Below are 24,257 nucleotides of genomic sequence, written 5' to 3'. Positions count from 1 at the left end.
TTCGCTCGCCGACTCGCCAGTCGTTACGTCCGGTCGACGGTGAGCAAGAGGTACGCGAGGACGGCGGCGACGAGGGCACCGACGGGCAGGGAAAACCCCGGGAAGTACCGGACGAACAGCACTGTCGCGGCGAGTGTCAAGAGCGCTACGAGCGCGAGCAGTGCGCCGAAGACGCGGACGGGGTCGACTGGAAGCGCTGCGGCGAGGCGCCCCTCCTCGAAGTAGTAGAACAGGCTCAGAGCGAACGGGATCGAGGACGCGACGAAGGCGGCGAAGCCGAGATACCCGGCCAGCGTAAGTTCCGGCGACGACTGAAAGGCCGCCACTTCCCAGGCCCAGAGAAACGGCCGCTCGTTCTGGAGTGCCGCGCCGAAGATGAACTGGAACCGGAAGGGGAGAAAGCGAAGCGCGACCACGGTCAGTCCAGCGGCCTCGAACACCGACGCCGACCACGGCGCGAGGGTGACCAGCCACGTCGACAGCACCGCCAGTTCGCCAGCGTACTCAGATTTGACCCACGCCATCCTGTCTGCAGGGCCAGCAGGCAGGGGGTAAAAGCTACCGAAAGGGCGCGGATAAGACCCTTGCGGTGGTGGCACCGCCGTTACGTTCATGGCGGGCGGTCCCCAACCTATAATCACCCGAATGAGGCGCGACAACTTCACCGTCGACATCGACAGCAAACCCGACGACGACGGCACCCCGACCATCAGTATCGACTACGACGGTCCGTCGGGGGCACTCCGCGAGCGCCTCACAACGACCACAGACGGGACCCTCGATGCGGACGAGGTAGACGTCGCTTTCCGCAGACAGGCCGGGGCCGACAGCGGCGTCCTCTCCCTTACGAACCGCCTGACCGGGGAGTTCGTCCTCGAAGTGGCTGCCGCCGTCGACGAGATGCAGGCTCTCGTTACGGCCGCCGAGCGCCGGGACGACGACGGCGAGTACGAGGTCCGTCTGACCGACAGTGAGGGCAAATCGCTGGTCTACGAGAAGCGGACGCTCCTCGTCTACGACCACGACGGCAGCCTCCTCCGGCAGCAGAGCCTCATCCCCGGCGGGGTCGAACTCTAGAGTCGGTCGACGACGGCCGGCAGCACGTCGGTCACGTCGGCCCGTATCACGTGGTCGGCCGCCGAATCTCGCGGCGTCTCCTCGAAGTTCACGACGACCAGCGTCGCCTCGGCGTCGGCCGCTATCTTCGGTAGCAGCGACGCGGGCCTGACCGACAGCGACGACCCGACGGCGAGGAACACGTCGCTGTCGCGGGCGAGTCGCTGGGCCTCGCTCATCGCCACGTCGGGGAGTGATTCGCCGAACAGCACCACGTCGGGTCGGTAGATGCCCCCACAGGGACAGCGAGGCGGGAGGTCGCCGTCGGCCGCCCGCTCGAACGCCGCGTCGGCGGGCAGCCGGTCCCCGCAGTCGTCACAGCGCACCCGCCGGTTGGTTCCGTGGAGCTCGACGACCCGCTCGGACCCCGCCGCGTCGTGCAGGCCGTCGACGTTCTGCGTCACGACGGCGTCTAAGTGACCCCGCGACTCTAGCTCGGCGAGTGCCAGATGCGCGGCGTTCGGCGTCGGGTCCACGTCGCCGAAGAACTCCGCACGCAGTTCCAGTCGGTCCCGCCAGAACCCCTCCGGGTCGGCGTCGAGTCGCCGGCGGTGGAAGTCCGTCGGGTCGCGGCGCTCCCAGATGCCGTCCTCGCCGCGGAACGACGGGATGCCCGAGGCCGTAGACACGCCCGCGCCGGTCAGCGCGACGGCTGTGTCGGCGTCTCTGAGCGCTCCGGTGATAGCGTCGACCGCGTCGTCGTAGGCCTCACTCATGGACGGCCGTTACGGGGCGGCGACCGTGTCTCTATCGGTCACTCGGCTGCGGTGTCCCGTCCCCCGCGGGCACGGCGCTCCATCAGGCGCTCTTTCACGAGTGTGACATCGTTCAGTCCCGGGACGCATTTCCGGACGTTCCGCCACTTCTGTTCGGCCAGACTCCCGGCCACTGCGACCGAGAAAGACGGATTTAAAACGCCGCCGCGCGCCTCATAGTATGACATGCGATTGCACGAATACCAGGCGAAGCAGGTCTTCGCCGACGCGGGCGTTCCGACACCCGCCTCGCAGTTGGCCGAGACAGTTGACGAGGCCGTCGACGCGGCCGAGGACATCGGCTATCCCGTCGCCATCAAGGCGCAGGTCCACGTGGGTGGACGCGGGAAGGCCGGAGGCATCAAACTGGTCGAGAGCAAGGAGGAAGCCCGCGAGGCCGCCGACGCCATCCTCGGGATGGACCTCAAGGGCTATCACGTCTCGAAGGTCCTCGTCGAGGAGGCCGTCGACTTCGTCAACGAACTGTACGTGGGCGTGACCATGGACCGCGGCGAGGGCAAGCCCGTGGCGATGGTCTCGACGAAGGGCGGCGTCAACATCGAGGAGGTCGCCGAGGAGGACCCCGACGCCATCGCTCGCGAGCACATCGACCCCGCGTTCGGGATGCATCCCTATCAGGCCCGGAAGGTCGTCTACGAGGCCGGCGTCGACCGCGACGTCGCCAACGACGTGGCCTCGGTCCTGACGACGCTCTATCAGCTCTGGGACGACCGCGACGGCAGCGACGTCGAGGTCAACCCGCTGATGATCACGAGCGACGACGAGGTGATCGCCGCCGACGCCGTCATGAACATCGACGACGACGCCCTGTTCCGCCAGCCGGAACTCGCCGAGATGAGCGAGGAGGCCGCGGAGGGCGACGAACTCGAACAGAAGGCCGACGAGTACGGCTTCGACTACGTCCGCCTGTCGGGCAACGTCGGCATCATCGGTAACGGCGCGGGCCTCGTGATGACCACGCTGGACCTCGTCGACTACTACGGCGGCGAACCCGCCAACTTCCTCGACGTCGGTGGCGGCGCGAAGGCCGACCGCATCGCCAACGCGCTCGACATGGTCTTCTCCGACGACAACGTCGATTCCGTCGTGTTCAACATCTTCGGCGGCATCACCCGCGGTGACGAAGTCGCACAGGGCATCAATCAGGCCTTAGAACAGTTCGACGAGATTCCGAAACCCGTCACTGTCCGTCTGGCCGGCACGAACGCCGAGGAAGGGATGGAGATTCTGAACGAGGACCTCGTCACGGTAGAGTACACGCTGGAGGACGCCGTCCAGCGTGCCGTCGAGTACGCGAAGGAGGTGCAAGCATGAGTGTTCTAGTCGACGAAGACACGCGCGTCGTCGTGCAGGGTATCACCGGCGGTGAGGGCAAGTTCCACACCGAGCAGATGCTGGAGTACGGGACCAACGTGGTCGCCGGCGCCGTCCCCGGACGCGGTGGACAGGAAGTCGCCGGCGTCCCCGTCTACGACACCGTCCAGCAGGCCGCCCGCGAGGAGGACGCCAACGCCTCCGTCGTGTTCGTGCCGCCCGCGTTCGCGGCCGACGCCTGTTTCGAGGCCATGGACGCGAAGGGGCTGGACCTCGTCGTCGCCATCACCGAGGGCGTCCCGACCCAGGACATGGCTCGGGTCTACCGAAAACTGCAGGAGACCGACACCTACCTCGTCGGACCCAACTGCCCGGGTCTCATCACGCCCGGCGTCGCCAAACTCGGCATCCTGCCGGGCAACATCTTCTCGTCGGGCAACGTCGGCCTCGTCTCCCGCTCGGGAACCCTGACTTATCAAGTCGTCGACAACCTCACCGAGCGCGGTCTGGGCCAGTCCACCGCCATCGGTATCGGCGGCGACCCCATCATCGGGACTGACTTCATCGACGCGCTGGAACTGTTCGAGAACGACCCCGACACCCACGCCGTCGCCATGTGTGGCGAAATCGGCGGCGAGGACGAGGAAGAGGCCGCCCGCTACATCGGCGAGCACATGGACACGCCCGTCGCCGGGTTCATCGCCGGCCGCACGGCCCCGCCGGGCAAGCGCATGGGCCACGCCGGCGCCATCGTCTCCGGGAGCGGTACCGGCACCGCCGAGTCGAAGATTTCGGCGCTCGAAGACAACGGCGTCCCGGTCGGCGACACGCCCGAGGAAGTCGCGGACCACATCGAAGACCTGCTCTAGCGGGCCTTTCCACGTCCATATTTCCTATTTTTCGTCTGCGCAACTCGCACACCGCCGAGTCGAAGATTTCGGCGCTGGAGGACAACGGCGTCTTCGCGAGCGGAGCGAGGTCGACCAGCGAGAGACCTCGATGTGGAACGGCGAACAACGTGAACCGTGGAGCAGAGCGAGCGAAGGCTCGATAGACGAGAGAGACGAGGGCGACCGGCGGAAGCCCTCGATGCGAAGCGGTGAGTGAAGTGAACCGCGGAGCGAAGCGAGTCTATCGGCGTCCCGGTCGGCGACACGCCCGAGGAAGTCGCGGACCGCATCGAAGACCTGCTGTAACCCGCCCTTTCTTATCCACGCTTTTCGTATGGCCGATGAATGACCGCGTGGGGACACACCAGACGCGTCGCACTGACTGGACACGACACGGCCGGACTCGACGGCGTCTCCACAGCCCTCGCCGACGTCGAGGGGATCGACGTCGAGGAAGTCGGCCGGTCTGACCTGTTAGGCCGTCTCGACGGCGGGGAGTTCGACGCCGTCGTACTCGGGGACAATCCGCCGGAACAGGACGCCGTGACGATGCTGGACGAGATTCGAGCGGCCGGCGTCACACTCCCCGTCCTCGCTGTGGGTACCGACGTCGACACCGACCGCGTCGAGACGGCGCTCGTGGCCGGCGTGAGCGACTACGTCCGCTGGCACGACGACAGCGGGCCGGAGTTGGCCGGTCGTCTCCGTGCGCTCCTCCGGCAACCGTGGCGCGACGGAACCATACAGGCCGCCTGGTGGGAGGACGCCCTCGGGTCGCTCGCCCACGACGCGAAGAACCCGCTCAACGTCGTCACCGGGCGACTGGAACTGCTGGACGTCGAGACGACACACAGCGAGGCGATGAATCGGTCTATCAGCCGGGTGGAGGCGATGCTCGACGAACTCTCGACGGTCGCCACCGTCTCGGGACCGGTCGGGGCGACGGAGTCAGTCTCGCTCGCGGACGTCGCCAACGAGGTCTGGGGCCGGCTCGATGCCCGCGATGCGACGCTCGACGTCGAATCTGACGGGACCCTCACCGTCGACCCAGACCAGCTAGGCGTGGTTCTCGAACGCCTCCTCGAGAACACGCTGCTCCACGGCGGCGACGACGTATCCGTCACCGTCGGCGCGACAGACGAGGGGTTCTACGTGGCCGACGACGGCCCGGGAATCCCGGACGCGGACGTCGAGCGCGTGTTCGAACAGGGGTACGGGACGGCGCGGACCGGAGAGGGGTACGGGTTGTTCGTCGTCGCACAGGCCGCGGCGGCACACGGGTGGTCCGTCGACGTAGGAGAGAGCGATAGCGGCGGCGCGCGGTTCGACGTGGCGGTCCGCTGACCCGTCGAGAGTAGGGCCATCTGAACCGTGTGACCGAACGTCCACCGACAGCACGGGGAAATATCGAGACTGGACGGCTGACCACCAAACAGCGGCCGGATAGTGTGAATCCATACCACGTTCTCAGAGACGTGAACGTTCCGGTGTAGCTATAAGGCACGAATATCAACGTTCGGGTATGCCCCACACCTGCCGGAACTGCAAGCGGACCTTCGGGACAGAACTCGAGCTCGAACTCCATCTCGACACCTGCTCGGCCGGCCAGTTGTACTGCGACGAGTGTGGCGACCGGTTCACGGAGCGAGCGGCCACCGAGGACGGGTGGCACTATCGCTGTCCGAACGACGACTGCGACGGGGAAGGTATCGACGACGACATCCACCGCGTATCCGACGCTCGCGTCGCCAAACAGTAGTTCTCGACGTCGCTGCCTCGCTTACACCCCCTCACGAGCGGCTGCCGTCGCGATGTCCGCGATGCGGGCACAGGCGCGCGCACACACCGGCGCGTAGCCGGCCGCGAGGACGGGTATCTCGAAGCCGACGACTGCGCCGGCAGGGTGGGCCTCGACGAAGTGGCCGGTCGCCGGGACGCCCGCGACCGACCACGTCCAGCGGTGGGTCGCACACGTCGTCACGCGAAACCGCACCCAGAGGCCACCGACGGTTTTCACACGGCCGGTCGTCCCGGCCTCGACGTAGCGGTCCTCACAGTCGACGGCGGTGATCGACGGCCCCCACTCGGGCCAGCGCTCGGTATCGGTCAGGACCTCCCACACAGTCTCGACCGGTGCGTCGACCGCCCGGCAAACGACGAGACGGCGACCGTCCGGTGTCTGTGCCAGTTCGACGTCGGTGTCGCCCACTGAGACAACCATTATCAGTTGCAATAGAGCGGAGACAAGGTATAGGTTAGTTCGGTCGTTACGCATCGCCAGATGATCGACGCCCGCGACCTTCGCAAGGAGTACGGCGGTTTCGTCGCCGTAGAGGGCAGCACCTTCTCGGTCGACAGCGGCGAAGTCTTCGGCATCATCGGCCCCAACGGGGCCGGCAAGACGACGACGCTGAAGATGCTCGCCGGCCTGCTGGAACCGACCGACGGCGAGGCCGAGATAGCGGGCCTCGACACGCAGACGACGGAGATGCGAGAGCAACTGGGCTTTCTCCCCGAGGAGTCGCCGCTGTACGAGGAGATGACGCCCGTCTCGTATCTGGAGTTCTTCGCGGACCTCTACGACGTGCCAAGCGACGTGGCCCACCGGCGGATGCACGACACGCTGGACGAACTCGATCTGGAACACCGCGACCGGAAACTCGGCGACATGTCGAAGGGTATGAAGCGGAAAGTCGCCATCGCCCGGTCACTCATCAACGACCCCGACGTGCTCATCTACGACGAACCGGCGTCGGGGCTGGACCCGCTGACGACGAACTACGTCATCGAGTTCACCGAGCAACTCGCCGCGGACGGCAAGACCATCGTCTTCTCCGCGCACAACCTCTTTCACGTCGAATCTATCTGCGACCGCGTCGTCATCATGAACGAGGGACAGATCGTCGCTCGCGGCGACCTCGAACAGTTACAGGCAGAGTACGGCGAGACGCGCTATCACGTCTACACGACCGTCGACGTGCCCGAGGCCGCGGCGGAGAACGGCCACTTCAAGCGGGTCGTCGGCAGCATGGACGCCGTCGAGGAGACGCGCGCGGCCGCCGAGTCCGCGGGCGGCACCGTCGTCGACATCCGTACCGAGGAGTCCAGCCTCGAAGAGGTGTTCCTCAACGTCGCGGAGGCGGGCACCCGCGGCACCCGCTACGTCGGGGAGGACGCGGAGTAGATGCAGTGGGACAAACTGCTCCGGGTCGCGAAGTGGGAGGTGACGAAGAACGCGGGCGGCGTCGACAGGCGAACGCTGGCCATCATGGCCGTCGCCGTCGTCGCGATGGGCGGCGTCGCGGCGGTCGCCGTCGCGGGCGCGAGTCCCGGACTGGACGCCGACATCTATCGCATCGGCGTCGAGGAGTCGAGTCCGTACCACGGCGTCGCAGAGGCCGACGGGAGCTTCAGGATACAGGACCCGAACCCGAAGGCCGTCCGCCGCGGCGAGCAAGAACTGGCCTTCGACGGTGACAGACTGCTGGTCCCGCCACAGTCGGGAAAGCAGGCGGCCGCGCTGTCGGCGCTGCGTGACAGCACCGAGAACTACAACGACCGGACGCTCGCCCGTGACGACAACCAGACTGCGGCGTTCCCGGTGTCGGTGACGGTGGTGTATCAGAAGCAGGGCGGGCCGAACCCATTGGACCCACGCGACGACGCGGCGGGTGGCGACGGCGGGACAGACGAGAGCAGTGAGAGCGACGGTGGAACCACCGGTGGCGGTGACGGAGCGACCGGCGGCGGTGGCGACGGCGCGGCTGGCGGTGGTGGTGACGGCGCGGCCGGCGGCGGCGGTGCGAACCTCGGGAACATCGGCGCCCGGCTGACCGGCGACGTACAGGGCGGGACACCCTCGGACATCGCCCCGCCGTTCCCCTTCGAGTCGCTGGTGCTTGCCTTCCTCTATGTCGTCCCGATGAACTTCGTCATCCAGGCGTACGGGTCGTCGATGCTGTCCGAACGGCTGAATCGACGCGGCGAACTGTTGCTCGTGACGCCGGCCTCGCGGGGCGACATCATCGGTGGGAAGACGCTCCCGTACTTCCTCGGCGCCGTCGGCGTCGCGGCGGCCATCACGGCGGCGCTCCGGTTCAGCGGCGTCGCGCCCGATGGCAGCGCCATCGCGGTGCTCGCAATCGTCCCCATCGCCATGCTCTTCCTCGCGGCGACGTTCTGTGGCGCGATGTTCGCGCGGTCGTTCAAGGAACTGACCTTCGTCACCGTCACCATCACCGTCTCGCTGACCTCCTACGCGTTCGTCCCGGCCATCTTCACCGACGTGACTCCCATCGCGCTCATCTCGCCGCTGACGCTCGTCGTGATGGACCTCACCGGACAGTCTATCTCGCTGGCGGAGTTCGCCTTCTCGACGGTGCCGCCGCTGCTGACGGCGCTGGTGCTGTTCGGCCTCGGCGCCGGCCTCTACCGCGAGGAGGACATGTTCACCCAGCGCGCCATTCCCCTGAAGGTGCTGGACGCGCTGGCGGGCCGCATCAAGTCCCGGAAGAGCGCGCTGAAGATGAGCGCCCTCCTCCTCCCGCTGGTCGTCGTCGCCGAACTGGTCGCCGTCGCGTTCCTGTTCGTGCTGGACTCGGTGTCGCTGAACGTCTTCGGGACGAACCAGACGCTGGCCGTCGTCCTCGTCCTCGGCGTCGTCGCCGTGGTCGAAGAACTGGCGAAGAGCCTCCACCTCTATGCCGGGTACGCCAACGCACGCTACGAGCGCACGCTTCGGTCGGCTATCGGCCTCGGGGTCCTCTCGGGGCTCGGGTTCTTCGTCGCCGAGAAGGGCCTGCTCATCGCCCGCCTCTCCAATCTGGAGAGTCTCCCGGTCGGGAACGCGGCTTTGCAGGGTGCCACCCCGCCGTCGGGCGTCCCGCTGTGGGTGGTGGCGCTCCTCTTCCTCTTCGCGCCGCTGGCGCTACACTCGGTGACGGCGGCCATCTCCTCGGTCGGCGCACAGCGGGGGCGCGGCGCCTACGCCGTCGGTGTGGGCGTGGCCGTCCTCGTTCACGTCGCGTACAACCTCACGGTGGTGGTCGGCCTTGCCTGAGGACCGTCCGTGGTACCGTGACCCCCGACTCGTCGTCGCGCGCCGCGACGTGGCCTCCCTCTCGCGGGAGAAGACCATCGTCCTAGCCTTGCTCATCCAGTTGTTCGTCGCGGGCTTTTCCTCGTTCCTCGTCGTCGGCCTCACCTCCCTGTACGACCCCGGGTCCGTCTCCGCGGGCGAGGTGGAGGTGGCCGTCACGGGCGACGCACGGGACGCGCTCCTCGACGCGGCCGCCGAACAGGAGGGGGCCGACGCCGTCGCCTACCGGAACCCCGACGCCGCGATACTCGCGTTCGAGGAGCGTCGCGTCGACGCGGTGTTGAACGCCCGGTACGTCGAGGCGGCGTCGGGCGACGGGAACCGGATAGCGGTGACCGCTCGCGTCCCCGAGGGGAGCGTCCGCTCGACGCTCATCGTCGTGGAGGTGCGGCGGGTCCTGAACGCGCTAGAGCGGCAGGAACGCGTCGAACGCGCCGGGTCGCTCGACACCGACCCGGTTCCGCTCCCGCCGGAAGCCAGCGCGAGTCCGTACTTCGGCTTCACGTACACCGTCCTCATCCCCCTGTTGCTCTTTCTCCCGGCGTTCATCAGCGGGTCGGTGGTCGTCGACACAATCACCGAAGAGATAGAGCGCGGGACGCTGGAACTCCTGCGGGTGGCCCCCGTGTCGTTGCTCGACGTCGTCGACGGGAAGGCGCTCGGGATGGTCCTGCTCGCGCCCGCACAGGCGCTCCTGTGGGTCCTCCTCCTGATGGGCAACGGAATCCCGGTGGCGAACGTCCCGGCTATCCTCCTGTTCGTCGCGGCCGTCGCGGTCGTCGTCGTCACCATCGGCGTCGTCCTCGGCGTGGCGATGCGTCGTCGTCGGCCAGCGCAGTTGCTGTACTCCGTCCTGACGCTCGTCGTCTTCGGGGCCGCGGTGCTGCTCCCGGAGCATCCGGCGACGACGGTGGCGAAACTCGCCGTCGATAGCCCGACGCTGCTGACCTACGGGCACGTCGCCGGCAGCGTCGTGCTGGCGGTCGCCGGCTACGCGGTGGCCCGGCAGTACGTCGCCGGTGTCGACGCCGACGCGCTCTGACCGACGCGCAACTTTTTGTCCGCGGCGGCCGGCGCTCCGGTATGGAGTACACCACCCTCGGTTCGACCGGGATGGAGGTCAGCCGCCTCTGTCTCGGGTGTATGAGTTTCGGGACGCCGGAGTGGCGCGACTGGGTTCTAGGCGAAGAGGAGAGCCGCGAGATTATCGAGCGGGCCATCGACCTCGGCATCACCTTCTTCGACACCGCGAACATGTACTCGAAGGGCGAGTCCGAACGCGTCCTCGGGAACGTTCTCGCAGACTACGAACGCGACGGGCAGGTCGTCGCGACGAAGGGATACTTCCAGATGGACGACCAGAACCCGAACTCCGGCGGCCTCTCGCGGAAGGCGCTGGAACAGGAACTGTCGAACTCGCTCGACAGACTGGGGATGGACACCGTCGACCTCTACCAGATTCACCGCTGGGACTACGACACGCCCATCGAGGAGACGCTGTGGACCCTCGATGATGCGGTCCGCCGCGGCGACATCCGGTACGCCGGCGCGTCCTCGATGTGGGCTCACCAGTTCGCCGACTCGCTACGGACGAGCGAGCGCGAGGACCTCGAACGGTTCGAGACGATGCAGAACCACTACAACCTCCTCTACCGGGAGGAAGAGCGGGAGATGCTGCCGCTGTGCCAGAAGGAAGGTATCGGCGTCCTCCCGTGGAGTCCGCTGGCCCGTGGCTACCTCACCCGCCCCCACGAGGAGGTGGCGGCGACGGTCCGGGGCCAGACCGACGACTACGCCCGCGAACACCCCTACTACGAGGGCGGCGGCCGCACGGTCAACGAACGCGTACAGGAACTGGCCGAGGAGTACGACGCCACGATGGCCCAGATTGCGCTGGCGTGGCTGCTGGACAAGGAGTGGGTCGACGCACCGATTATCGGGACGTCGAGCGTCGAACACCTCGAACAGGCCGTCGAAGCGCTGGACATCGACCTCTCGACGAGCGACGTCGAGTATCTGGAAGCACCGTACGAACCGGTCCGGGTGTCGGGCCACGAGTAGCGAGGTTCCGAACACAGTGAGGAACCTCGACGGAGCGGGGAGCAGAGCGACCCGTGGAGTAGCGAGGGGCACGAACGGGGTGAGCGCCCCGCAAAGCGCAACGGCGACCAGCGGGAGAGCCCTCGAACGCGAGTGGGCGATACCCGCGACCGCTCACGGCACCCGCCCGCCGACAGTCCCGGACTCGCCGCCGTCGGACTGCTCGTGGGTATGGTGGAAAAAGCGGATGAGCGGCGTCCCCTCGTCGTCGCTGACCGGCTGGAAGCAGGCCCGCCGGAACCGCTCGTCGTCACGGAGTTTCACCATCAGTCCCTCCTCGTGGAGCGACACCGACTCGAAGTCCGCGCCACAGATGGGGCAGATGACCGGCCCGTCGGCGTCGTCGCTCACGCCTGCACCTCGTCGGCGACCCGCTGCATCGTCTCGAACCCCTCGTCGTCGTAGGCGATGAGGTACACGTCGGTCAGCGACTCGGGGTCGAACGCCGCTATCTCCTCGCAGATGATGCGGATGCCGTCCTCGAAGTCGTAGCCGGCGATGCCACACCCGATGGCCGGCAGGACCACGGACTCGCAGTTCAGCGCGTCGGCCTCCGCCAGCGCGTTCCGGGTGGCATCGCGGATGCTCTCGGCCGTCGACTCCCCGCCGGGCGGCATCGCTGCGGCGTGAACGACGTACTCGGCGTCTAAGTCGTAGGCGTCCGTCGTGGCGACGCCGCCGAGTTCCACGGGTCCCTTCGCGACGGCTTCGTCGTCGATGCCGGACCCGGCGGCGCGTTTGAGCGCGCCGGCGACGCCAGACCCCATCCGGAGACTCGTGTTCGCGGCGTTGACCAGTGCGTCCGCGGACTGGGCGGCGATGTCGCCCTGGATGACCTCGAATTCCATGCGAGAGGGTGGGACCGTCACCCTCAAAGAACTACGGGGGCATGCGATAGCGTCTCACGCCAGCCCGAAAGCCGTCCAGCCCCTATGCCGAGTATGGACCTCCTCAGGATGGACTGGCGGGACGTGGGGTTCGTCCACTGGCCGGTCGACCCGGAGACGGTGGCGGCGACGCTCCCCGATGGGGTGACCGTCGACACCTACGATGGGCGGGCGTGGCTGGGCGTCGTCCCGTTCGAGATGGCCGACATCCGGCCGCGGGGCAGTCCCATCGGCCGCTCGTTCGGGGAGTTGAACCTCCGGACGTACGTCACCGACGGCGAGACGCCGGGGGTGTATTTCTACAATCTGGACGCCGACGACCGCCTGAGCGTCGGCATCGCCCGGCGGTTCTTCGAGTTGCCGTACTACCGCGCGTCGATGGAGATAGCCCGCCGGGACGACGAGGTGCGGTTCCGGAGTCGACGGACCGACGCCAGAGCGCCGTCGGCGAACTTCGACGCCACCTACGGCCCCGCGGTGGGGGCAGAGCCCCACCCACCGGAACCGGGGAGTCTGGAGGCGTTCCTCGTCTCCCGCTATCGGTTCTACGTCGCTGACGGCGACGGACGCATCTACTACGCCGACATCGACCACGATCCGTGGCCCTTGCAGGACGGCACCGCCGAACTCCGACGCAACGACCTGTTCGCGGCCAACGGGTTCGAGACGCCCGCTGTCGACCCCGTCGTCTACTACAGCCCCGGCATCTCGGTGACCGCGGGACGACTCCACCGCCGGTAGCGCCAGCGCTACACTGATTGTCCCACCGGCCCCACTGTGACATGTGTTCTCGGTTCGCCCGCTCACGGTGGTACTCGCCGACGTCTGTTTCTGTCACTGGCCGGTCGACGCCGACGCCCTCTCGCGGTCGATACCCGACTGGCTCACCGTCGAGACGGCCGACGGCGACGCGTGGGTGACGGCCGTCGCACACACGATTAGCGGCGTCTCGTCGTTCGGCGTCGACCTGACCGGTCCCGTGGCGGCCGTCACCGTACGGACCTACGTGCGCGGCCCGGACGGCCATCGCGGCGTGCGCTTTCTCGCCGTGTACGCCGACGACGCGCTGACCGCGACAGTCACGGAGCCAGCACTCCGCCTGCCCTACCGCGAGGGTCGACTCGGCCGACGAACGGACGACGGCGAGTACCGAACGCGGCGGACGCTCGACGTGGACGGCCGCTGCGTCCTCGACGTTCGCTACACGCCGGGCGACGGCGAGACGACCACCGCACCCCCGGACTCGCTCGCCGCCTTCCTCGTCGAACGGCACCGCTACTTCACGACTGGCGGGTTCGGGACCCACCTCGTCGGCAGCGTCGGCCACGACCCGTGGCCGCTGGGCACCGTCGACGCCGACGTTTCGGGGACGCTCCTACCGACACTCGGTCTGCCGGACCCCGCCGGGTCACCGCTCGTCCACTACAGCCCCGGCACCGAACTCGGCCTCTCGCCGCCGCGGCCCCTGTGGCTGGACTGACCCCGAGGCTTTAGAACTTGCCGCGCGTGGACAGTTGTATATCGTGACGGGCCTCGACAAGGCCAGCGGGTGGGCCGGCGTCGCATCGGTACTGCTGACCAACGTGGCGACGGTGGGCGCTACGGTCGCGTCGCCGTCGTTCGAGTGGACGGGCAACGCACTCTCCGACCTCGGGCAACCCGGGACGCCGGTGGCGACGCCGGTGACGACGCTGCTGTTCGACGGCGGCCTCGTCCTCGGCGGCCTCGTCGGCCTCGGCTTCGCCTATACGCTCTGGACGGCCGGGGAGAACGTCGTCGAGCGACTGGCGGTCCTCCCCTTTGCCGTCGCACTGGTCGGGATGGCCGGCGTCGGCGTCTTCCCGTCCAGCCAGCCACTCCACGCGCCGGCCGCAGTCACGCTGTATCTCGCCTCGATGGTCGCGATGGCAGTGTACGCCGTCGGGAACGCCGTCGCCAGCGCACTGCGACGGGGGGCCGTGACGCTCGGCCTCGTCTGTGCCCACGTCGGCGTCTGGTGGTGGTGGGCGAGCGGCGGGTCGGTGGCCCGTGACGGCCTCGCAATCCCCGAAATCGTCGGTGCGTTCCTGTTCAGCGCGTGGGTCCTCTGGACCGCCCACTGGCACCTCGCCGGCGAACGGGCACCGGACGGGGCCGGCGTCGTCGCGTCGGCGTAGCCTTCGCCGCAAACGCGGCTAGCAAACGGGTGTCCCGTGGCCAAACAGCTAAGGGACCACCGACACTGGTCCAGTTCGATATGGCAGCCATCGAGACGACTGGCCTGACCCGGCGGTTCGGCGACGTCACCGCGCTGTCGAACCTCTCGCTGACCGTCGAAGAGGGGGCGCTGTTCGGTCTGCTGGGCCCCAACGGCTCCGGGAAGACGACGACGATAGAACTCCTGACCGGCCAGCGCGAACCGACCAGCGGGACCGCTCGCGTCGTCGGACGCGACCCGGTGACGGACCCGATGGGCGTCACGGCGGCCATCGGCATCCTCCCCGAGCGCGAGGACCCTCCGAGTTTCCTCACCCCGCGTGAGTACCTCTCTTTCGTCGCCGAGGTGCGCGACGTAAGTGACCCCGACCAGCGAATCGAAGCGTGGGCCGACCGACTCGAATTCGCGGGCATCCTCGATGCGCTCTCGACCGGACTCTCGGAGGGCGAGCGTCAGCGGGTGATGCTCGCCGCGGCGTTCCTCCACGATCCCGACCTGGTCTTCATCGACGAACCGCTCGTCAATCTGGACCCGATCATGCAAGAACGGGTCAAGCGACGACTGGCGGACTACTGCGCCCGGGGGAACACCCTCTTTCTCTCGACGCACTACGTCGACGTGGCCGCCGAGTTGTGCACCCACGTCGGCATCGTCGATGACGGCCGCCTCGTCGCCGAGTGTGACCCACGGGGGATGAGTGAGGACGAACTTTTGGAGTACTTCGTCGCCGAAGTGGGCGACGAGAGTGCGGAGGTCCGGACGTGACCGGCGCGCTCTTTCGCTGGATGCTGCGCGAGGAGTGGCGACTCCACAGCCACTTGTTCGGTGGCCCTCGATTCGCCGCGTTTCCCCTCGTCGTGGCCGTCCTGACCGGCATCGGGACGTGGCTCCTCTCGGTCACCGGGACGCCACCGGCGAGCGTCGCGGGCGGACTGGTTGGGCTAGTCGGCTTTTTCGGCCTGCAGGTGGGCACCATCGGACTGGTGGGCCGCGACGCACTGCGGGACGTTCTGGGCGACGTGACGCTGCTGGTGTTCTCGGCGCGGACCCTGCCGCTATCGTGGCAGCGTTTGCTCGCCACGTTCCTCCTCAAGGACGTCTGTTACTACGCCGGTCTCGTCCTCACGCCCGTGGTGCTGGGCTACGGCGTCGTCGCCGTCGCTTCGGGCGTCACCCCGGGGAGCGTCGCACTGCTGTGGCTCTCGGCGATTGGCACGTTCGCCTTCGGTGCGTCGCTGAGTCTCGCGCTCGTCGCGCTGGCCGGACGGCGTCGACTCGCGGCGCTCGGAGCGCTCGTCGCCGGGACGGCGACGGTCGTCAGTGGCGTCGTCGACCCAGTCGCGTACACTCCCTACGCGCTGTACGCGGAGGGGACGCTCTCGGGGGCCGTCCGCGGCCTCGTCCCGACGGCCGTCCTCGCCGCCCTCGGCGTCGCGCTGTTCGAACCGGGCGACGACGATTCTTCGGGCCGCCACCGGGCGACTGAACGCCTGTTCACGAGCGTCTCGGACCCGCTGGCGCGGCGGTCGCTGCTGTCGGTCGCGCGCTCGTCGGGGTCGGTCTGGAAAGTCGCGTTCTCGATGGGGGTTCTGTTCGCGGTGACGGCGCTCTTGCTCGGGCAGGTGACCGCCGGGACGGGTACCGCCCCCCACCCCGGCATCGCTTTCGGGACGCTCCTCGGTCTGGGCGCGTTCACCACGTATAGCTGGGTGACGCAGTTCGACTCGCCCCGCGAGTACCTCCGATTCCCGGTCACCTACGCCACCGTCTTCGCCGGGACGATGCGAGCCTATCTCGTGCTCTCGCTCGTGGCCGGCATCGGCTATCTCGCCGTCGCGGCGCTCTGGTTCCCCGTGGGCCGCCTCGCCGTGGGCGCGCTGGTGCTGCCGGGGGTCGCCGTCTACGTCTTCGGCGTCTCGGCGTACCTCACGGGTCTCGCGCCGAACGAACTGCTCTTCGACACCGCGCTGTTTGCGGTGTTCGGCGCGGCGCTTGCCGCGCTCGCGGTACCGTTACTGGTCGCCGCACTGGTCGTCAGTGTCGCACCGCAGCCCGTCGTCGGCGGCGCCGTCACGCTCTCGATAGGTGCCGGCGTCGTCGGATGGCTGTTGGCCCGCCGCGCCGGGCCGCGGTGGGAACGCCGACTCCGCACCGCGTGAGCGGGTTACCGACGTTCCCTCTAATTATAAGTGCCAGACTCCCTCGATAGAGACGTACGGATAGAGCCACGATGGCAAGGGGAGATATAAGGGCACTCGTCGTCGACGACAGCGAGTTCTTCGCCCAGATGACGGCCGAGACACTGACCGAAGAACACGACATCGAGGCCGTCGCCGTCAACGGGGGCGATGCGGCGCTAGATGCGATGGCAGACAACCACTTCGACTGTATCGTCAGCGACTACGAGATGCCGGGTATGAACGGCTTAGAGCTGTTGGCGACGGTTCGAGAGTCGAACCCGACGCTGCCGTTCATCCTCCTCACCGGGCGGGGCGACGAGGAGACGGCGAGCGAGGCTATCGCGGCGGGCGTCGCCGACTACCTCCTCAAACTGGAAGTCGTCGAGGACAAGCAGTACGGTCGACTGGCAAACCGCATCGAGAGCGTCGTCGAACAGGAGCGGACGCGCAAGAAGTTCGAGTCCCTCGTCGAGAACTCGCCGGACGGCATCGCACAGGTGACCGGCGACGGTGTGTTGCTGTCGGTGAACCCGGTGATGGCCGACCGACTGGGCGCGCCGGCGGACGAACTCGTCGGCGAACGCCTCACCGACGTGATGGACACCGAGGCGGCCCGACGGCGCATCGCGGCGGTCCGCAGTGCGCTCGATAGCGGTACGACCGAGAAGCGAGAGGACGCTATCGACGGTCGCCATTACCAGACGCAGTTCGTCCCCGTCGAGAGCCACCTAGATGGGCACACCGTCCAACTGGTCTCCCGCGACGTCACCGACCGCGTCGAGCGCGAACGGGAACTAAAGCGACAGAACGAGCGGCTAGAGGAGTTCGCGAGCGTCGTCAGCCACGACCTGCGGAACCCGCTCAACGTCGCACAGAGCGCCATCGAACTGCTCGACATCCCCGACGAGTCCGACGACCTCGTAGCGAAAGTCGAGCGCTCGCTGGACCGCATGAGCGAGATAATCGAGGACGTGTTGACCCTCGCCCGGGAGGGGCGTACCGTGGACGACCCCGAAGCCGTCAGCATCGAGACGCTCGCCACCGACGCGTGGGCGTGGGTCGAGACGGGCGAGTCTGCCCTCGTGGTCGAGGACGACGTCGAGATAGTCGCCGACGCCACTCGGGTACAGGACCTCTTTGCGAACCTGTTTCGCAACGCCGTCGAACACAACGACGCGCCCGTGACCGTCGAAGTCGGCGTCGGCGACGACGGGTTCTACGTAGCCGACGACGGGATGGGCGTCGACGGCGACGCCGACGTCTTCGAGATGGGTCACTCCTCGACCAACGAGGGCACCGGTATCGGTCTGGCTATCGTCTCGCAGGTGGCACAGGCCCACGGGTGGAGCGTCGGCCTGACCGAGAGCGCCGACGGCGGCGCCCGGTTCGACGTCCGCGGCGTCGAGACGACTGCCTGAGACGGGTTTTTCACGCCTGACACCCTAGGCGGGACGATGACAGTTCGGGGCGTTATCGTAGATTTGGACGGGACCGTCTATCACGGCGACCGCCTGTTGCCCGGCGCTGCCGCCGCCATCGACCGGTTGCGCGAGCGCGGATTGTCGCTGTGCTTTTTCTCGAACAATCCGTTGCACGACGGCACGGAGTACGTCGAGCGACTGAGCGAGTTGGGCGTCGATGCCCGGCCGGGGGAGGCCTGCTCGTCGGCCGTGGTCACTCGGGAGTACCTCGACGCGAACCACGCGGGCGACGGCGTCTTCGTCGTCGGAGCGCCCTCGCTCCGTGACCGGGTCCGAACGACGCGTGCGAAACTCGTCTCGGACCCACGCGCCGCCGACGCACTGCTCGCGTCGTGGACCGACGAGTTCCACTACCGCGACATGGTCGATGCCCTCCGAGCGCTCGACGACGAGACGGTGTTTCTCGGCACCGATCCGGACCCGACCTTCCCCGACGAGGACGGCAACCCGACGCCGGGGTCGGGCGCGATAATTCGAGCCATCAGCGGCGTCGTCGAACGGGACCCGGACCTCGTCCTCGGAAAGCCCTCCGACGTGGCCGTCGAGGCGGCCCTCGAACGGGTCGGCTGTTCGGCCGAGGAGTGTCTGGTCGTCGGTGACAGACTCGATACGGACGTCGCCATGGGCGAACGCGCGGGGATGCAGACCGCCCTCGTCAGGTCGGGCGTCAGCGACGACGCCGACGTCGAACGGAGCGAGGTGACGCCGGACCACGTCGTCGACTCGCTGGCGGACGTCGACGGCGTCTTCGATGCTATCCGCTGAGCCTTCGTGTAGCCTCACCTACGACTTTATGGCGCACGCGGTCGTACCATCGGCCGGTGCTACCGATGAGCAAAGACATCCTGATGATAGTCGGTGACTTCGGCGAAGACTACGAGATAATGGTCCCGTACCAGACCCTCCTGACCGTGGGCCACAGCGTCGACGCCGTCTGTCCGGACAAGGAATCGGGCGACACTATCAAGACGGCCATCCACGACTTCCGGGGCGACCAGACGTACATGGAGTCGCGGGGGCACAACTTCGAACTGAACGCGACGATGGCCGACGTAACCCCGAGCGACTACGACGCTCTCGTCGTCCCCGGCGGACGGGCACCGGAGTACCTCCGGACCCACGACGAGGTTATCGAGGCGGTCCAGCACTTCTTCGAGGCCGACAAACCGGTCGCGGCGCTCTGTCACGGCCCGCAGATACTCGCCGCCGCCGGGGTCCTAGACGGCTACGAGATGACGGCGTATCCGGCCTGCCGGGCCGAGTGTGAGGCCGCCGGGTGTTCGTGGGTCGACGGCGTCACCCGCGACCGGAACCTCGTCACCGGGCAGGCGTGGCCCGACCACCCCGAGTGGTTGAGCGAGTTCATGACCGTGCTCGGCGACGAGGTCAGTCACGGCGACGCGGCCGTGGCCGCCGACGACTGACCGACCGTTCGGAAATGGTTAGCAGGACAATATTTGTATAGCACACCATCCAACGTTAGAGTGCAATGGTCGCAAACACCGCACTTCTCGGCCTGTTCGTGCTGGCCGGGGTTGCCCTCCCAGCGATACTCTACCTCCTGCTCGGAGGGGGTCGAGGACGGCGAATCGAGGCGAACCGATAGCGGTCCGACGTGGCGGACCGAAGCCAGTGTGACGAGACGGCCCTTCCTCAACCTGTGGCCGGCCGAAGACGGTGGACGGCCCCGGTCTCGCCGGAGACGCCTCGTTTGTCCGTGGTACAGACGAGTAGTTCGCCGGCCGTCGTCCGGCCGAACGAGAGGACGTTCGACCCGAGTCCGTCGCCCTCGACCGGGACTGCCCTGACCGGCCAGCGGTCGTCGCCGCGGTCCGTCGCGACGAACAGATCGCCTCGGGCCCGCCAGTCGGCGAACACGTACCGCCCTTGCAGGGCCGGAATGTCCGCTCCGTCGTAGAGGTACCCCCCGATGACCGAGATGCCGGAGACGTCACCCCCCTCGTGCGGGTACTGGACGATGGGGTCCCGAAGAGGGGCACCGTCGGGCGTCTCCGTCGGGCAGTCCTCGACCCGGAAGCAGTTGGCACCTTCCCGGACGTTCCACCCGTAGTTGCCGCCGCGTTCGACGACGCTGACCTCCTCCCACTTCGACTGGCCGACGTCCGCGACGAAGAAGCGTCCGTCCGGACCGAAGGAGAACCGCCACGGGTTCCGGAACCCCCACGCGAACTGTTCGGGTAAGCCGTCCTTATCGACCAACGGGTTCCCGGACGGAATGGCGTAGGGTCGACCGTCCTCGCCCTCGCTATCCACGTCGATGCGGAGGATACTGCCCAACAGGTTCTCGGTGACGTCCTGTCCGTTGCCCCCGTCGACGGCGTCGTACCAGTCCTCGACGTGGCCCTGCCCTTGGTCGTTGCCGGCCCCGCCGTCACCGACGGCGACGTAGAGGTAGCCGTCGGGGCCGAACGTCACGGCGCCCGCGTTGTGGTTGCCCTGCGGTTCCGGAATCTCCAGTACCGTCCGTTCGCTGTCGGGGTCGATGGTGCCCGAATCGACCGCGAACTCCGAGAGGACGAACGTGTGCGAGTAGTTCTCGGGCGTTCCGTCCCGGCGTGGGGCACTGTACCGGAGGTACGCCCGACCGGCTCCGTCGTAGTCGGGATGGAACGCCAGTCCCAACAACCCGCGTTCGTCGTACCCGCTCACGCTCACCATCCGGTCGGTGACGTCCAGTGCGACCTGTGGGTCGGCGTCGGGGCCGTCGACGACGTACACTTGGCCGGCTTGGTCGACGACCCAGTACTCCTCGGCCCGCGGTACGACCACGTCGAGCGGTGAGGTGAATCCCGTCGACACAGCCTCGGCTCCGAGTTCGAGCGAGTCGATCGAGGGGTCACTGGTCGCCGTCTCCGTCGCCTGTCCGCTCCCGGAACCGCCGTCTACACACCCGGAGAGTGCCGTGAGTGCGATACCGCCCGCTTTGAGGAAGCGCCGCCGCGTCGAATCGTCCATACTGTGTTGGCGGGTGCCACACGCAAGAATATTCGCCGGCATCGGATAAACTTAGAACAGCGGGGAAGTGTACCGATGTCGAACCCTTTATGAAACGGCTCACGCTATGGTCAAGACGAATCATGGTTGACAAAGCGGACCTCCGCGACCAGTTCACCGAGGCGTTCGAAGACGCAGACTACCCGATTGCCAGCCCGATGGACCTCGTGCCGGCCCTGCCGAACGGTCCGTCCACGAAGTTCGAGTCTGGCGACTTTTCGATGAGTGCGATGGAACTCAACACCAAACTCGACGGGGAGTTCCCCTACGAGAGCGTCGACGACTTCGTCGACGACGTGATGGATTCCCTCGAAGCCCAAGACCTCATCTAAACCGTCAGCAGCGACGGGCGAGCGACGGCGACGACGAACGCGACGGCGAACACGCCCAGTGCGAGGAGGAGGTAGTTCGCGAGCGTGTTGTCCGCCCGAGTCAGCCCCAGCGTGTAATTCTTCCCCGAGAGTGGCCAGAACGGCGCGATGCCGGCCGGAGTGACGACGTCCGCGAGCAGGTGTGAGACGATACCGGTCAGGCCGACGACGACACCGAACGCCGCCAGTCGCGTCGCCGTTCCGACGCCGTTCGCGGACCCGACCAGCCACCCGGCGCCGCCGAGCGCGAGGCCCACGACGGCGGCGAACAGCAACGTGTGGGTCACCCCGCGGTGGCTGACGAACGGCACGCGCTGGTCGTAGTCCGGGACGGGCGCGAGAGCGAGCGAGAGCGCCCCGCCGGCGACGGCGAGGCCCGGTGCGTCGACGAGGAGGAGTGCGAGGCCGAGCGGCGCGTACACGAGCAAGGCGGCACCGTAGTGGCCCGGTCGATACATGGCTGGCTCTCTGGGTCTCCAGTGGCTTGTAGCTGGCGTGTCCCGGTATCCTTGCGGTTTATGTGGGGCGCTGCCAAAGGCCGCGTATGTTCGTGACGCCGGGACTGGACCTGCTCGTCGAGACGTTCGGCCCCTTCCTCATCCCGGCGACGCTGTTCGTCCTCGGCGCCATCGGCTATCTCTTCCTGTGGCTGCTGACCCGGTCGCGACGCGAGACGTACACGGCCGACGACGAGTGAGAGCGGTGAGCGCCGCAGTTTAGCACCGCCACGCTTTTGCATTAGACTCGTCTAATTCTTCCCATGCTGAGCGCGAAGATGGAAGATTACCTCAAGGCGATATATCGGCTCGAACGAGAGGGCGAGCCGCCGGTCGCCACGTCGACCATCGCCGAGACGCTGGACGTGACGCCGCCGACAGCGACGAGCATGGTAGAGAAACTCGAAGACCGTGAACTCGTCGAGCGAGAGAAGTACAAAGGTGTCACGCTCACCCCCGAGGGCGAGACGGTCGCACTGGAGGTCATCCGCCACCATCGCCTGTTGGAGACGTTCCTCACCGAGGAACTGGGCTACGACTGGTCGGAGGTCCACGAGGAGGCCGAGATCCTCGAACACCACATCAGCGAGGAGTTCGAGCGCCGCGTCGCCGCCGCGCTAGACGAACCGACCGTCGATCCGCACGGCGACCCGATTCCCAACGACGAACTCGAACCCATCGACGACCACTCGGCGTCGGCACTCGCAGACCACGGCGAGGGCGCACGGCTGGAGGTCGCTCGCGTCCGCGACCGCGATTCCGACGAACTGACGTATCTCGACGAGGCCGGCATCACGCCCGGGACCGACCTCGTCGTCGAGGAGGTCGCACCGATCGGGATGGTGACGGTCCGTCTCGACAGCGGTGAGAGCGTCGCGCTCCCGGACCACATCGCAGACGCGATTCAGGTCCGGACCCCCGACGACTCCGTCGCCGACGAGGTGAGCAAGGTGTGAGCGAGGCGACGTGGCTGACCGTCGTCTTCGTCGCCGCCGGGGCCCAACTTGCGGTTCTCCCCGGCGAGAAGGTGCAGTTCATCATCGCCGGCCTGTCGACCCGCTTCAGTCCGTATATGGTCGTCGCGGCCGCCGGCACGGCCTTTGCTGGTTGGACCGTGGTCGAAATCTGGCTCGGGCAGACGGTGACGACCATGCTCCCCGGCGCCTACTTAGACGCCATGACGGCGGTCCTGTTCCTCGCCTTCGCCGTATTGTTGGTCGGAACCGCCCCGGCGTCGGACGCCCCCGAGCGAGAACCGGCCAGCGGCGTCCTGACCGACGGCGGCGAACTCGACGTGCGCGTTCCGGTCGCCGACTGGCAGGTGCCGAACAAGATGGGCGGGTTCCTCCCTATCTTCGCGATGATGGCCTTCGGCGAGTTCGGCGATAAGACCCAACTCGTCACCATCTCCTTGGCCGCCCAGTACGCCGCCTTCCCGACCGCTATCTGGACCGGCGAGATGCTCGCCATCATCCCCGTCAGTATCGCCAACGCCCTGTTCTTCTACCGCTTCTCCCACACGTTCGACGTTCGGAAGGCCCACTTCGCCGGGGCGGCGCTGTTCCTCTTCTTCGCCGGGGACTTCGCCGTGAACGTCCTCTTTGGCGTCTCGGTCTGGGAGACGCTCGTGTCCGGTATGGCCGGTGCCCTTCCCTTCTGACCGACGGGGACACTCATTAGGCAGGCCCGACGAGTTCGGGTATGCGCGGACTCGACGACACCGACCGTGGCATCGTCAGACTCCTGCTCGAAGACGCACGGCGTCCGTTCAGCGACATCGCAGAGGAGGTCGGTCTCTCGGCCCCGGCCGTCTCCGACCGGGTCGACCGCCTCCAGGAGATGGGCATCGTCCGCGGATTCACGCTCGACCTCGACCGCTCGCTGCTCCGCGCTGGCGTCCCCGTCCTCGTCGAGATCGACGCCGAACCGGGCCGTGCGGCCGCGGTCCGAGACGGACTCGCCGACGCAGACGCCGTCGAACACGTGTTTCGGACTGCTGATGGCAGAGTGACGGTGACGGCGACGGTTCCGCAGGCCGAAGTCAGCGACCTGCTCGACGCCCACGTCGACCTGAACGACGTCGACAGCTACGAGGTGCGACTCGTCGCCGACAGCGAGTGGACGCCGGGGCTGGGCACCGCCGAGTTCGCGCCGGAGTGCGCCGAGTGTGGCAACACCGTCGACGAGGAGGGCGAGCGCACTGTCCTCGACGGCGACAGCTACTACTTCTGCTGTGGGTCCTGCGAGTCGCGGTTCGTCGACCACTACGAGTCACTCAAAGAGGGAGCGTAAGTCAGCACACGGCGGCACCAGTTGTGAAGGTCTCGCCCTGCTT

Annotated in this window: 29 protein-coding genes; 22 read left to right on the top strand and 7 right to left on the bottom strand. The window is 67.5% G+C overall.

Translation table 11 applies throughout. The features are described 5' to 3' along the window. Window positions 1-23 precede the first annotated feature (23 nt). Window positions 24-524 (bottom strand): TIGR04206 family protein, encoded by a 501-nt coding sequence (locus IEY28_RS03500; RefSeq protein WP_188994553.1) that lies wholly within the window; start codon window positions 522-524, stop codon window positions 24-26. A 121-nt stretch (window positions 525-645) separates the two neighbouring features. Between IEY28_RS03500 and IEY28_RS03495 the strand changes: the two genes are divergently transcribed. Beyond that, window positions 646-1,077: a DUF5793 family protein gene (locus IEY28_RS03495; RefSeq protein WP_188994551.1), complete on the top strand. Its 432-nt coding sequence runs from the start codon at window positions 646-648 to the stop codon at window positions 1,075-1,077. Here the strand turns inward: IEY28_RS03495 and IEY28_RS03490 are convergent. Continuing rightward, window positions 1,074-1,832 (bottom strand): NAD-dependent deacylase, encoded by a 759-nt coding sequence (locus tag IEY28_RS03490; protein WP_188994549.1) that lies wholly within the window; start codon window positions 1,830-1,832, stop codon window positions 1,074-1,076. The two genes, IEY28_RS03495 and IEY28_RS03490, sit on opposite strands and share 4 nt — an antisense overlap. A gap of 225 nt (window positions 1,833-2,057) precedes the next feature. Between IEY28_RS03490 and sucC the strand changes: the two genes are divergently transcribed. From sucC to IEY28_RS03470, 4 genes are all read left to right on the top strand, one after another. Then, on the top strand, window positions 2,058-3,206 hold the full coding sequence (gene sucC, locus IEY28_RS03485) for an ADP-forming succinate--CoA ligase subunit beta (protein WP_188994547.1): 1,149 nt from the start codon (window positions 2,058-2,060) through the stop codon (window positions 3,204-3,206). Next, window positions 3,203-4,075, top strand: a complete 873-nt coding sequence (sucD, locus tag IEY28_RS03480) for a succinate--CoA ligase subunit alpha (RefSeq protein ID WP_166969626.1) — start codon at window positions 3,203-3,205, stop codon at window positions 4,073-4,075. The genes sucC and sucD overlap by 4 nt, the downstream gene beginning before the upstream one ends. 366 nt (window positions 4,076-4,441) lie before the next feature. Continuing rightward, entirely contained in the window at window positions 4,442-5,440 is a 999-nt protein-coding gene (locus IEY28_RS03475) for a hybrid sensor histidine kinase/response regulator (protein ID WP_188994545.1), read from the top strand. 178 nt (window positions 5,441-5,618) lie between these two features. Next, the gene (locus IEY28_RS03470; RefSeq protein WP_188994543.1) at window positions 5,619-5,855 is read left to right on the top strand and encodes an HVO_2901 family zinc finger protein; all 237 of its coding nucleotides are present in this window, start codon (window positions 5,619-5,621) and stop codon (window positions 5,853-5,855) included. 21 nt (window positions 5,856-5,876) lie between these two features. On the opposite strand, the gene IEY28_RS03465 is transcribed toward IEY28_RS03470, so the two are convergent. Continuing rightward, window positions 5,877-6,317, bottom strand: coding sequence for an SRPBCC family protein (locus IEY28_RS03465; protein WP_188994541.1), 441 nt, complete (start codon window positions 6,315-6,317; stop codon window positions 5,877-5,879). Window positions 6,318-6,377: 60 nt separating this feature from the next. Between IEY28_RS03465 and IEY28_RS03460 the strand changes: the two genes are divergently transcribed. The 4 genes from IEY28_RS03460 to IEY28_RS03445 are packed head-to-tail and all read left to right on the top strand — an operon-like array spanning window position 6,378 to window position 11,255. Next, window positions 6,378-7,280 (top strand): ABC transporter ATP-binding protein, encoded by a 903-nt coding sequence (locus tag IEY28_RS03460; RefSeq protein ID WP_188994539.1) that lies wholly within the window; start codon window positions 6,378-6,380, stop codon window positions 7,278-7,280. Further along, window positions 7,281-9,155 carry an ABC transporter permease gene (locus tag IEY28_RS03455; protein WP_188994537.1) on the top strand — a complete coding sequence of 625 codons (1,875 nt, stop codon included), beginning with the start codon at window positions 7,281-7,283 and terminating at the stop codon, window positions 9,153-9,155. Then, window positions 9,148-10,236 carry an ABC transporter permease gene (locus IEY28_RS03450; protein WP_188994535.1) on the top strand — a complete coding sequence of 363 codons (1,089 nt, stop codon included), beginning with the start codon at window positions 9,148-9,150 and terminating at the stop codon, window positions 10,234-10,236. The genes IEY28_RS03455 and IEY28_RS03450 overlap by 8 nt, the downstream gene beginning before the upstream one ends. A gap of 41 nt (window positions 10,237-10,277) precedes the next feature. Continuing rightward, window positions 10,278-11,255 (top strand): aldo/keto reductase, encoded by a 978-nt coding sequence (locus IEY28_RS03445; RefSeq protein WP_188994533.1) that lies wholly within the window; start codon window positions 10,278-10,280, stop codon window positions 11,253-11,255. Window positions 11,256-11,408: 153 nt separating this feature from the next. Here IEY28_RS03445 and IEY28_RS03440 read toward each other — a convergent pair whose 3' ends face one another. Both IEY28_RS03440 and IEY28_RS03435 read right to left on the bottom strand, forming a co-directional pair. Continuing rightward, entirely contained in the window at window positions 11,409-11,645 is a 237-nt protein-coding gene (locus IEY28_RS03440; protein ID WP_188994531.1) for a DUF8145 family protein, read from the bottom strand. After that, window positions 11,642-12,142, bottom strand: coding sequence for a macro domain-containing protein (locus IEY28_RS03435; protein WP_188994529.1), 501 nt, complete (start codon window positions 12,140-12,142; stop codon window positions 11,642-11,644). Before IEY28_RS03435 ends, IEY28_RS03440 begins: the two co-directional genes overlap by 4 nt. 93 nt (window positions 12,143-12,235) lie before the next feature. On the opposite strand from IEY28_RS03435, the gene IEY28_RS03430 reads away from it, so the two are divergent. The 8 genes from IEY28_RS03430 (at window position 12,236) to IEY28_RS03395 (ending at window position 19,463) form a co-directional block, all read left to right on the top strand. Beyond that, window positions 12,236-12,922, top strand: coding sequence for a YqjF family protein (locus IEY28_RS03430; protein WP_188994527.1), 687 nt, complete (start codon window positions 12,236-12,238; stop codon window positions 12,920-12,922). Window positions 12,923-12,965: 43 nt separating this feature from the next. Continuing rightward, entirely contained in the window at window positions 12,966-13,661 is a 696-nt protein-coding gene (locus IEY28_RS03425) for a DUF2071 domain-containing protein (protein WP_188994525.1), read from the top strand. A 43-nt stretch (window positions 13,662-13,704) separates the two neighbouring features. Then, complete coding sequence (locus tag IEY28_RS03420) at window positions 13,705-14,337, top strand: DUF998 domain-containing protein (protein WP_188994523.1); 633 nt, start codon at window positions 13,705-13,707, stop codon at window positions 14,335-14,337. A gap of 80 nt (window positions 14,338-14,417) precedes the next feature. Continuing rightward, complete coding sequence (locus tag IEY28_RS03415) at window positions 14,418-15,143, top strand: ABC transporter ATP-binding protein (protein ID WP_188994520.1); 726 nt, start codon at window positions 14,418-14,420, stop codon at window positions 15,141-15,143. After that, complete coding sequence (locus tag IEY28_RS03410; RefSeq protein ID WP_229783069.1) at window positions 15,140-16,537, top strand: hypothetical protein; 1,398 nt, start codon at window positions 15,140-15,142, stop codon at window positions 16,535-16,537. Before IEY28_RS03415 ends, IEY28_RS03410 begins: the two co-directional genes overlap by 4 nt. Window positions 16,538-16,608: 71 nt before the next feature. Beyond that, complete coding sequence (locus tag IEY28_RS03405) at window positions 16,609-17,976, top strand: sensor histidine kinase (RefSeq protein ID WP_188994518.1); 1,368 nt, start codon at window positions 16,609-16,611, stop codon at window positions 17,974-17,976. A gap of 36 nt (window positions 17,977-18,012) precedes the next feature. Next, a complete protein-coding gene (locus IEY28_RS03400; protein WP_188994516.1) occupies window positions 18,013-18,804 on the top strand; it encodes an HAD-IIA family hydrolase in 792 nt (263 codons plus the stop codon). A gap of 65 nt (window positions 18,805-18,869) precedes the next feature. Then, window positions 18,870-19,463: a DJ-1/PfpI family protein gene (locus IEY28_RS03395; RefSeq protein ID WP_188994513.1), complete on the top strand. Its 594-nt coding sequence runs from the start codon at window positions 18,870-18,872 to the stop codon at window positions 19,461-19,463. 229 nt (window positions 19,464-19,692) lie between these two features. Here the strand turns inward: IEY28_RS03395 and IEY28_RS03390 are convergent, their stop codons facing one another. Next, entirely contained in the window at window positions 19,693-21,015 is a 1,323-nt protein-coding gene (locus IEY28_RS03390; protein ID WP_188994511.1) for a PQQ-dependent sugar dehydrogenase, read from the bottom strand. 122 nt (window positions 21,016-21,137) lie between these two features. On the opposite strand from IEY28_RS03390, the gene IEY28_RS03385 reads away from it, so the two are divergent. Next, on the top strand, window positions 21,138-21,386 hold the full coding sequence (locus IEY28_RS03385; protein WP_188994509.1) for an MTH865 family protein: 249 nt from the start codon (window positions 21,138-21,140) through the stop codon (window positions 21,384-21,386). Here the strand turns inward: IEY28_RS03385 and IEY28_RS03380 are convergent. After that, on the bottom strand, window positions 21,383-21,883 hold the full coding sequence (locus IEY28_RS03380; protein ID WP_166969600.1) for a metal-dependent hydrolase: 501 nt from the start codon (window positions 21,881-21,883) through the stop codon (window positions 21,383-21,385). The genes IEY28_RS03385 and IEY28_RS03380 overlap by 4 nt on opposite strands. 86 nt (window positions 21,884-21,969) lie before the next feature. On the opposite strand from IEY28_RS03380, the gene IEY28_RS03375 reads away from it, so the two are divergent. The 4 genes from IEY28_RS03375 to IEY28_RS03360 all read left to right on the top strand — a co-directional run bounded on the left by IEY28_RS03375 (window position 21,970) and on the right by IEY28_RS03360 (window position 24,214). Then, complete coding sequence (locus IEY28_RS03375) at window positions 21,970-22,122, top strand: hypothetical protein (RefSeq protein WP_188994507.1); 153 nt, start codon at window positions 21,970-21,972, stop codon at window positions 22,120-22,122. A 63-nt stretch (window positions 22,123-22,185) separates the two neighbouring features. Next, window positions 22,186-22,878 carry a metal-dependent transcriptional regulator gene (locus IEY28_RS03370; protein WP_166969596.1) on the top strand — a complete coding sequence of 231 codons (693 nt, stop codon included), beginning with the start codon at window positions 22,186-22,188 and terminating at the stop codon, window positions 22,876-22,878. Further along, entirely contained in the window at window positions 22,875-23,582 is a 708-nt protein-coding gene (locus IEY28_RS03365; RefSeq protein ID WP_188994505.1) for a TMEM165/GDT1 family protein, read from the top strand. The genes IEY28_RS03370 and IEY28_RS03365 overlap by 4 nt, the downstream gene beginning before the upstream one ends. Window positions 23,583-23,623: 41 nt before the next feature. Then, the gene (locus IEY28_RS03360; protein WP_188994503.1) at window positions 23,624-24,214 is read left to right on the top strand and encodes an AsnC family transcriptional regulator; all 591 of its coding nucleotides are present in this window, start codon (window positions 23,624-23,626) and stop codon (window positions 24,212-24,214) included. Window positions 24,215-24,257 lie beyond the last annotated feature (43 nt).

It is taken from the genome of Haloarcula pellucida, from assembly GCF_014647235.1.
Classification (GTDB): domain Archaea; phylum Halobacteriota; class Halobacteria; order Halobacteriales; family Haloarculaceae; genus Haloarcula; species Haloarcula pellucida.
This window is presented reverse-complemented; position numbering and strand designations above follow the sequence as displayed.

Coding starts and splice junctions, on each gene's coding strand:
- IEY28_RS03415 (WP_188994520.1), top strand. CDS start 14,418: ATGGCAGCCATCGAGACGACTGGCCTGACCCGGCGGTTCGGCGACGTC.
- IEY28_RS03500 (WP_188994553.1), bottom strand. CDS start 524: ATGGCGTGGGTCAAATCTGAGTACGCTGGCGAACTGGCGGTGCTGTCG.
- IEY28_RS03430 (WP_188994527.1), top strand. CDS start 12,236: ATGGACCTCCTCAGGATGGACTGGCGGGACGTGGGGTTCGTCCACTGG.
- IEY28_RS03490 (WP_188994549.1), bottom strand. CDS start 1,832: ATGAGTGAGGCCTACGACGACGCGGTCGACGCTATCACCGGAGCGCTC.
- IEY28_RS03470 (WP_188994543.1), top strand. CDS start 5,619: ATGCCCCACACCTGCCGGAACTGCAAGCGGACCTTCGGGACAGAACTC.
- IEY28_RS03405 (WP_188994518.1), top strand. CDS start 16,609: ATGGCAAGGGGAGATATAAGGGCACTCGTCGTCGACGACAGCGAGTTC.
- IEY28_RS03445 (WP_188994533.1), top strand. CDS start 10,278: ATGGAGTACACCACCCTCGGTTCGACCGGGATGGAGGTCAGCCGCCTC.
- IEY28_RS03375 (WP_188994507.1), top strand. CDS start 21,970: ATGTTCGTGACGCCGGGACTGGACCTGCTCGTCGAGACGTTCGGCCCC.
- IEY28_RS03400 (WP_188994516.1), top strand. CDS start 18,013: ATGACAGTTCGGGGCGTTATCGTAGATTTGGACGGGACCGTCTATCAC.
- IEY28_RS03495 (WP_188994551.1), top strand. CDS start 646: ATGAGGCGCGACAACTTCACCGTCGACATCGACAGCAAACCCGACGAC.
- IEY28_RS03460 (WP_188994539.1), top strand. CDS start 6,378: ATGATCGACGCCCGCGACCTTCGCAAGGAGTACGGCGGTTTCGTCGCC.
- IEY28_RS03385 (WP_188994509.1), top strand. CDS start 21,138: ATGGTTGACAAAGCGGACCTCCGCGACCAGTTCACCGAGGCGTTCGAA.
- IEY28_RS03360 (WP_188994503.1), top strand. CDS start 23,624: ATGCGCGGACTCGACGACACCGACCGTGGCATCGTCAGACTCCTGCTC.
- IEY28_RS03370 (WP_166969596.1), top strand. CDS start 22,186: ATGCTGAGCGCGAAGATGGAAGATTACCTCAAGGCGATATATCGGCTC.
- IEY28_RS03465 (WP_188994541.1), bottom strand. CDS start 6,317: ATGGTTGTCTCAGTGGGCGACACCGACGTCGAACTGGCACAGACACCG.
- IEY28_RS03435 (WP_188994529.1), bottom strand. CDS start 12,142: ATGGAATTCGAGGTCATCCAGGGCGACATCGCCGCCCAGTCCGCGGAC.
- IEY28_RS03390 (WP_188994511.1), bottom strand. CDS start 21,015: ATGGACGATTCGACGCGGCGGCGCTTCCTCAAAGCGGGCGGTATCGCA.
- IEY28_RS03380 (WP_166969600.1), bottom strand. CDS start 21,883: ATGTATCGACCGGGCCACTACGGTGCCGCCTTGCTCGTGTACGCGCCG.
- IEY28_RS03395 (WP_188994513.1), top strand. CDS start 18,870: ATGAGCAAAGACATCCTGATGATAGTCGGTGACTTCGGCGAAGACTAC.
- sucC (WP_188994547.1), top strand. CDS start 2,058: ATGCGATTGCACGAATACCAGGCGAAGCAGGTCTTCGCCGACGCGGGC.
- sucD (WP_166969626.1), top strand. CDS start 3,203: ATGAGTGTTCTAGTCGACGAAGACACGCGCGTCGTCGTGCAGGGTATC.
- IEY28_RS03475 (WP_188994545.1), top strand. CDS start 4,442: ATGACCGCGTGGGGACACACCAGACGCGTCGCACTGACTGGACACGAC.
- IEY28_RS03455 (WP_188994537.1), top strand. CDS start 7,281: ATGCAGTGGGACAAACTGCTCCGGGTCGCGAAGTGGGAGGTGACGAAG.